This window comes from Paenimyroides viscosum, from assembly GCF_003858535.1.
GTDB classification, from domain to species: Bacteria; Bacteroidota; Bacteroidia; order Flavobacteriales; family Flavobacteriaceae; genus Flavobacterium; species Flavobacterium viscosum.
Map to the genome: position 1 here is coordinate 1 of NZ_RQTJ01000057.1, position 7844 is coordinate 7844.

The window sequence follows — 7844 nt, forward strand, 5'->3', positions numbered from 1 at the left end:
CAAAGGTTTTACAGCTAGAACTAAAGATTGGAAAATTGTTTATTTTTAAACTTTCGAAAATAATACGGATGCTATTTTACGAGAACACGAAATCAAAATTGGAAAAGTAAAAAAAGAATAATTGAACTAATAGCAAGATTAAACGGTTAGCGTGTCCCGTTTTGAAAACGGGAAGGCCGCAGGTTCAAATATCCGTGTACGGAATAAACTCTGCCACCCCGACTAAAGCTTTCTTAAACAAGAAGTCTTTTTTTATTTTATGTATCATGTTTTTTGTTTATATACTCAACTCAAATAATCTGAATCAATTTTATATTGGATATACTTTGCAAGTTGTTTATAACAAATCTTTCAGCAATATAAAAAGCTCAGTTTCAAAACAAACCTATCATCCCCATTATAACTTTTCTTATAAAAATATTTTTCTTGATACAACTGACATTATTCCATAAAAAAAGGGAAGAAGCCTTCCCTTTTAATAATTAAACAAACTCCTCTTAAAAAAGAGGAATTGTTTCACTTAACTAAAAACATTCAAAAAACTACAATTTTTACTTACTCATAAAAAAATCATTTTTAATTTCTGTTAGTTTGTAGAGATGCTAAAAAGCACCTCTTTTAAACTAACATTCTTTTTCATAATCAATTTTGCGATAATAATACAAAACGTATACCACAGATGCAAACACCTAATATTTAATCTTAAAACAAAAATCTTTCTTAAATTGCGTGTAGAAATTCACAATTTCATGTAGATTTTTTTCACAAAGTATACAATAAAAAAGTAATTTAAGTTTATGCTTAAAACTATTTTGCAATAATTAAGTACATTTGTAAAAAGTTATTTTAACATGCTAATTATTGGTATTGCAGGCGGAACCGGAAGCGGAAAAACAACAGTAGTTCATCAAATTATGAGTGAATTACCCGAAACCGAAGTAGGCATTATTTCACAAGATTCATATTATAAATCGAATGATCATTTATCGATGGATGAACGAGCATTGATTAATTTTGACCATCCACGATCTATTGATTTTGATTTGCTTTGCGCCCATTTAAAAGAATTAAAAGAAGGAAAAAGCATTCATCAACCTATTTATTCCTTTGTTCATCATAACAGAACCGATGATTATATATTAACACATCCGCGAAAAGTAATGATTGTTGAAGGGATCTTAATTCTTTCTAATCCGGAATTGCGCGATTTATTCGATATTAAAATATTTGTCCATGCCGATTCAGACGAACGATTGATTCGTAGATTAAAACGTGATATTGCAAACCGCGGACGTGATATGAACGAAGTGTTAAATCGTTACCAAACCACGTTGAAACCAATGCACGAGCAGTTTATAGAACCATCTAAAGCTTTTGCAGATATTATCATTCCAAACGATAAATACAATACAGTAGCAATTGATATTGTGAGAACGGTAATTAACAAAAAAATATCAGACTAAAATGAAAAAGCGCATTGAAGATCTTTTACTTAAATACCCTTTTTTAAAATGGGCTACTAATAGGTTTGTTCTCGCAACATTATTTTTTATTGTTTGGTTGCTTTTTTTTGATACGTATGCTTTTTATGACCATAGGGTTATTGATAAAGAAATAAAAAAATTAGACAATAATAAAGAGTACTATCAAACTGAAATAAATAACGACGATAAAAACATTAAGAAATTATATCGTAAAGAAGAAGTTGAAAGATACGCTCGTGAAAAATATTATATGAAACGTGAAAACGAAGACATTTATATTATTGACAGCGATAAAGAATATACCAACAAAGAAAATTAATAACAAAATATATAAAATATGTTATTTAACGATTTTGAAAAAATCACCTCCAAACAATGGAAAAATCAGATTCAATTTGAATTAAAAGGAGCTGATTATAACGACACCTTGGTTTGGGAAAGTTTAGAAGGCATTAAGGTAAAACCTTTCTATCACAACGATGAAGATGCTGTAACTAATGCTGTTTCTACAACAAATACACAATTTTCTATTGTTCAGGAAATTTATGTTTTCGACGTAGAAAAATCTATTGATAAAGCTAATGAAGTTTTAAATCGCGGAGCTGAAAGTATTCGTTTTATTATTCCTACTACCGAAATTGATGTAGTGAACATCATCAATTCTATACAAAAACAACCAAAAGCTGTTTATTTACAATTATTGTTTTTAGATGTTGATGTAATTGCTAAAATTAATGAGGAAGCAGCTAAACAATCATTTGAAATTTTTGTTCTGATCGATCCAATTCATCAATTAGGATTCGATGGAAATTTCTTTAAAGACGGAAATTCTGATTTTGCTACATTAAACGAAATCAACAAAAAAGCCAATGACATCAATTGGTTAACGGTAAATGCAACCACCTATCAAAATGCAGGTGCCAATATGATTCAACAGGTTGCTTACACTTTGGCTCACGCAAATGAATATTTAAATCGCATTGAAAATTTCGATAAAAACATCACCGTTGAAGTAGCTGTTGGTGGCAATTATTTCTTCGAAATTGCGAAAATTCGTGCCATTCGTTTAACGTTAAATGCCTTGGCAGAAGCGTATTCTTCTAACATTACCTTCCATATCGTTGCAAAACCAACTCGCAGAAACAAAACCATTTACGATTACAATGTAAATATGTTGCGTACCACTACCGAATGTATGAGTGCCGTTTTGGGAGGTGCCGATGCAGTTGAAAATTTAGCTTACGATGCTGTTTTTCATAAAACGAATGAATTTGGAGAGCGTATTTCACGTAATCAATTATTGATTTTGAAAGAAGAAAGTTATTTCGATAAAGTAAACAATCCGGCTGATGGAACGTATTATATCGAAAATTTGACAAATCAATTAGCCGAAAAAGGATTGGAATTATTTAAAGATATCGAGAAAAACGGCGGATTGATTTCTCAATTAATTGAAGGAACGATTCAACGTAAAATTTCAGAGTCTGAAGCTAAAGAACAAGCATTGTTTAACGAAGGAAAAGAAGTGTTGTTAGGAACAAATAAATATCCAAACGCACAAGATCAAATGAAAAACGATTTAGAATTGTATCCTTTTGTAAAACAAAATCCTCGCAAAACATTAATCACACCGATTATAGAAAAACGATTAGCCGAAACATTGGAGCAAGAACGTTTAGCGTCAGAATAATTTTGTAACTTTCAGAAAAAGAAGATTATGGAAGCAATCAGAGAAATAGTAAAAGTGAAAAATCGTCAGGTAATTATAAATTTACCCGATGATTTTGATGCAGAAGAAGTTGAAGTAATTGTATTAAAGGCAATTGAAAATGAAATTCCGCAATGGCACATTAATGAAGTTCGTGAAAGAACTTCAGAATATTTAAAAAATCCTGATATCGCTTTAGATTTTGACGAAGCCATCAAAGATATTGAGAATGAATTATAAATTGAAAATTCTTCTCAAAGCTAAACTTGATTTAAAAGAAATTGCTGTATGGTATGATGAAGAAATTCAAAAAGGACTTGGAAGAAGATTTCTATCTTCTGTAAAAACAGAAATGGCTCTTGTACAAAATAATCTGCTTATTTTTCAAACAAAATACGATAATAATAAAACGATTTTAGTGAAAAATTTTCCATATTTAATCCATTACGAAATAATAACTAATCATATTGTTGTAAAAGCCGTTTTGCACACTTCAAGAAATCCAAAGAACTATCCAAAATAAAGAGTTGGTTATGGAAAAGAAAAACGAAATAAAATTATTCGAGCAAACAAAAGTCCGCACCCTTTGGGATGAAGAGCAGGAAAAATGGTTTGTGTCAATTATAGATGTGATTGCTGTATTGACAGATAGCGCTAATCCAAGAAAATATTGGAGTGTTTTAAAAACTCGTTTAAAAAAGGAAGGAAGTGAGTTGGCTACAAATTGTAGTCAACTGAAAATGCAATCTTCTGATGGTAAATTTTATAAAACCGATGTCGCCGATACCGAACAAATTTTTCGTTTAATTCAGACAAAGTAGCCCGGTTAGAATTAGAACAAAAAACAGGCAAAAAAGTGGTAACACCATTAAATGCAAAAACAACTTTAAAAGGTAAAGAATAATCATAAAATGAGAAAAGACATACAAAATATAAAAATTAGTCAAAAGTCGAAAGTCGAAGGTCTTCATTCGAATCAAACTTTTGAAACTGCCGAAGGTATTCAAGTAAAAGAAAATTATACATTAGCTGATATTGAAGGATTAGAGCACGTTGGATTTGGGGCAGGTTTTGCGCCAAATTTACGTGGACCTTACGCAACGATGTATGTTCGTCGCCCTTGGACCATTCGTCAATACGCAGGGTTTTCTACAGCAGAAGAATCGAATGCTTTTTACCGTAGAAATTTAGCTGCCGGACAAAAAGGTTTATCAGTTGCTTTTGATTTAGCTACCCACCGCGGATACGATTCAGATCACGAACGTGTGGTTGGCGATGTTGGTAAAGCGGGTGTTGCCATTGATTCGGTTGAAGATATGAAAATCTTATTTGATCAAATTCCTTTAGATCAAATGTCGGTTTCTATGACAATGAACGGAGCTGTTTTGCCTATTTTAGCGTTCTATATTGTAGCAGCAAAAGAACAAGGTGTTGATCAAAAATTACTTTCAGGAACGATTCAAAACGACATCTTGAAAGAGTTTATGGTGCGTAACACCTACATCTACCCTCCTACACCATCCATGAAAATTATTGCAGATATTTTTGAATACACGAGTAAGAATATGCCAAAATTCAACTCGATTTCTATTTCAGGATATCACATGCAAGAAGCCGGAGCTACTGCTGATATTGAATTAGCATACACCATTGCCGACGGTTTAGAATACATTCGTACAGGAATTGCAGCAGGAATGAAAGTAGATGAATTTGCTCCTCGCCTTTCGTTTTTCTGGGCAATTGGAATGAATCATTTTATGGAAATTGCTAAAATGCGTGCCGGCAGAATGATTTGGGCTAAATTAGTTGGTCAATTTGGTACAACATCAGAAAAATCATTGGCATTGCGTACACACTGTCAAACTTCGGGTTGGAGTTTAACCGAGCAAGATCCATTCAATAACGTGGCTCGTACAGCTATTGAAGCAGCGGCTGCAGCGTTTGGAGGAACACAATCATTACACACCAATGCATTAGACGAAGCCATTGCGTTACCAACAGATTTTTCGGCTCGTATCGCTCGTAACACACAGATTTTCTTACAAGAAGAAACCAAGATTACAAAAACAGTTGATCCTTGGGCGGGAAGTTATTACGTAGAAAGTTTGACTGCTGAAATAACAGAGAAAGCTTGGAAATTGATTGAAGAAGTAGAATCGTATGGTGGAATGACCAAAGCCATTGAAGCAGGAATTCCAAAAATGCGCATTGAAGAAGCAGCTGCTCGTAAACAAGCTCGTATCGATTCTGGTCAGGATACTATTGTTGGGGTAAATAAATACCGTTTAGAAAAAGAAGATCCGTTACAGATTTTAGAAGTTGACAACCAAGTGGTCCGTCAACAACAAATCGAACGTTTAAATAATATTAAAGCTTCTCGTAATGCAGAGAAAGTCAAAGAATGCTTAGCAGCATTGACAGAAGCGGCTCGTTCTGGTAAAGGAAACTTATTAGAATTGGCTGTTGAAGCAGCTGAAAACCGAGTTACCTTAGGTGAAATTTCAGATGCTTTAGAGGAAGTTTTTGGTAGATACAAAGCACAAATTAAAACCATTAGTGGCGTGTATAACAAAGAAATAAAATCAGACGAGAATTTTGAAAAAGCGAAACAATTAGCTGACGAATTTGCAAAATTAGAAGGACGACGTCCGCGTATTATGATTGCAAAAATGGGACAAGATGGTCATGATCGTGGAGCGAAAGTTGTTGCCACAGGTTATGCCGATGTTGGTTTTGACGTAGATATGGGTCCGTTGTTCCAAACACCTGCCGAAGCAGCCAAACAAGCGGTTGAAAACGATGTACATGTTTTAGGTGTATCTTCATTAGCTGCCGGTCATAAAACCTTAGTACCACGAGTGATTGAAGAATTAAAGAAATACGGACGTGAAGATATTATGGTCATTGTAGGTGGCGTAATTCCTGCACAAGATTATCAATATTTATTTGATGCCGGTGCCGTAGCGGTTTTTGGTCCCGGAACTAGAATTGCCGATGCTGCCATTACTATTTTAAATGTGCTGTTAGATGCAGAATAAAACAAAAAACTCCAACCTTTCGGTTGGAGTTTTTTTGTATATAATAATTACTTTATGATAATCTTTTTAGAAGCTTTTCCTTTATCTGTTTTTACTTCGGTATGATACATTCCTTTTGATAATGAACTAATATCAATTTTAGTTTTACTTGATTTTTTCACTATTTGTCCTAAGCTATTGTAGATTATTACTTCTTGTAAAATAAGATCATTTTCTAAACTTATATTTAGAACATCAGAAGTAGGATTAGGATAGATATTAAAATTATCTAAAACAAAGGTATCTGATGATAGTAACCCATCTAAATTATACACCTTTACAGATCCTGATGCTGTACCATTAGCGTTGCTTAAAGGTATACCAACAGCTACAATAGCACCATTAGCAGATAATGAGATACTAGAACCAAAATACCCTGAGGTATATTTACCAATATCGCCTAACTTGGTCCAATTGCCAGCAACATACTTATACAAGCGCACGTAACTTAAATGTGCACGGTTGCCAATAGCTAAAATTGTACCATCCGTGGAAAGCGATACTGTAAAACCACTACGATCGCCCGCATGTTCACCATTGATATCAGTACCTAATTGCGTCCAACTTCCTGAAATATTTTTAAATATTCTTACATGTCCAGAATACGATCCGTTGCCATCATTTTCAGTGGCACCAACAGCAACAATACTACCATCGGCCGATAAAGAAACCCCAGCACCAAAATCATCGCCAGCAAATTCACCATGAATATCTGCACCAATTTTTACCCAGTTGCCAGAAACATTTTGATAAATTGATACACTACCTGAATTCAGTCCATTTCCATCAGCAGCGTTTGCACCAATAGCTACAATACTTCCATTATCTGATATGGCGACACTGTTGCCAAACATGTCTCCTGCTGAACTTCCTGTGAGTGTATTTCCTATTTTAGACCAATTACCTGCAATATTTTCGTAAACAGATACGTTTCCAGCAGGTCCTAAATCATTTCCATATGAAGATCCAATTGCTACAACACTTCCGTCTGATGAAAGGGCAACACTTACACCACTTAAATCTTGAACATTATCAATAATATCATTTCCAATTTTATTCCAGATTCCAGAAACATTTTTGTAAACACTTACTGCGCCGTTGTAAGGCATTCCATTATCATCATTATATGGAGCGCCAATGGCTACAATACTTCCATCTGATGATAAAGACACACTTGTACCATATTTATCGTTAGCACTTTTACCTAATATGCTGTTACCAACTTGTGACCAAACACCTGAAACATTTTGAAAAATACGTACATTACCTGAATAATTTCCACTGCCAATGTTACGAGGAGCACCAATGGCCACAATGGAACCGTTTGCTGAAATTGAAACACTTGTACCTGCTTCATTCGTTTGAAATTCACCAACAATATCGTTCCCAATTTGTGTTTGGCTTAATCCCATAAAAGGAATAAACAAAAAGAATAGTAGTTTTTTAAACATAGTATTTTTTTTAAGAATTCAATCAAATATAATAAAATATATTAACAAAATATCCTAAATAAAAAAGAAGCTGTCTCAAAACTAGACAGCTTCTTTTTTGCTTTTTAGAATATATATGTTCTTG

General features: G+C 33.6%; 8 protein-coding genes. 7 read left to right on the forward strand and 1 reads right to left on the reverse strand.

All coding sequences use genetic code 11. From position 1 onward, the window contains the following. Positions 1-851: 851 nt before the first annotated feature. From udk to scpA, 7 genes are all read left to right on the forward strand, one after another. The gene (gene udk / locus EG242_RS14380; protein WP_124900585.1) at positions 852-1463 is read left to right on the forward strand and encodes a uridine kinase; all 612 of its coding nucleotides are present in this window, start codon (positions 852-854) and stop codon (positions 1461-1463) included. Between the two features lies 1 nt (position 1464). Then, the gene (locus EG242_RS14385; RefSeq protein WP_124900587.1) at positions 1465-1803 is read left to right on the forward strand and encodes an FtsB family cell division protein; all 339 of its coding nucleotides are present in this window, start codon (positions 1465-1467) and stop codon (positions 1801-1803) included. 18 nt (positions 1804-1821) lie between these two features. Further along, entirely contained in the window at positions 1822-3174 is a 1353-nt protein-coding gene (locus EG242_RS14390; protein ID WP_162497628.1) for a methylmalonyl-CoA mutase subunit beta, read from the forward strand. Positions 3175-3201: 27 nt separating this feature from the next. After that, positions 3202-3432 (forward strand): hypothetical protein, encoded by a 231-nt coding sequence (locus tag EG242_RS14395; protein ID WP_124900589.1) that lies wholly within the window; start codon positions 3202-3204, stop codon positions 3430-3432. Further along, positions 3422-3715, forward strand: coding sequence for a type II toxin-antitoxin system RelE/ParE family toxin (locus EG242_RS14400; protein WP_124900591.1), 294 nt, complete (start codon positions 3422-3424; stop codon positions 3713-3715). Before EG242_RS14395 ends, EG242_RS14400 begins: the two co-directional genes overlap by 11 nt. A 10-nt stretch (positions 3716-3725) precedes the next feature. Further along, a complete protein-coding gene (locus EG242_RS14405) occupies positions 3726-4013 on the forward strand; it encodes a BRO-N domain-containing protein (protein ID WP_235831926.1) in 288 nt (95 codons plus the stop codon). 90 nt (positions 4014-4103) lie between these two features. Beyond that, positions 4104-6230 (forward strand): methylmalonyl-CoA mutase, encoded by a 2127-nt coding sequence (gene scpA / locus EG242_RS14410; protein ID WP_124900593.1) that lies wholly within the window; start codon positions 4104-4106, stop codon positions 6228-6230. Positions 6231-6277: 47 nt separating this feature from the next. On the opposite strand, the gene EG242_RS14415 is transcribed toward scpA, so the two are convergent. Beyond that, positions 6278-7720, reverse strand: coding sequence for a T9SS type A sorting domain-containing protein (locus EG242_RS14415; RefSeq protein ID WP_124900595.1), 1443 nt, complete (start codon positions 7718-7720; stop codon positions 6278-6280). Positions 7721-7844: the final 124 nt, after the last annotated feature.

Bases quoted from the DNA above. Each gene is read 5' to 3' on its own strand.
- EG242_RS14385 (WP_124900587.1), top strand. From the start codon at position 1,465: ATGAAAAAGCGCATTGAAGATCTTTTACTTAAATACCCTTTTTTAAAA.
- EG242_RS14390 (WP_162497628.1), top strand. From the start codon at position 1,822: ATGTTATTTAACGATTTTGAAAAAATCACCTCCAAACAATGGAAAAAT.
- udk (WP_124900585.1), top strand. From the start codon at position 852: ATGCTAATTATTGGTATTGCAGGCGGAACCGGAAGCGGAAAAACAACA.
- EG242_RS14400 (WP_124900591.1), top strand. From the start codon at position 3,422: ATGAATTATAAATTGAAAATTCTTCTCAAAGCTAAACTTGATTTAAAA.
- EG242_RS14395 (WP_124900589.1), top strand. From the start codon at position 3,202: ATGGAAGCAATCAGAGAAATAGTAAAAGTGAAAAATCGTCAGGTAATT.
- scpA (WP_124900593.1), top strand. From the start codon at position 4,104: ATGAGAAAAGACATACAAAATATAAAAATTAGTCAAAAGTCGAAAGTC.
- EG242_RS14405 (WP_235831926.1), top strand. From the start codon at position 3,726: ATGGAAAAGAAAAACGAAATAAAATTATTCGAGCAAACAAAAGTCCGC.
- EG242_RS14415 (WP_124900595.1), bottom strand. From the start codon at position 7,720: ATGTTTAAAAAACTACTATTCTTTTTGTTTATTCCTTTTATGGGATTA.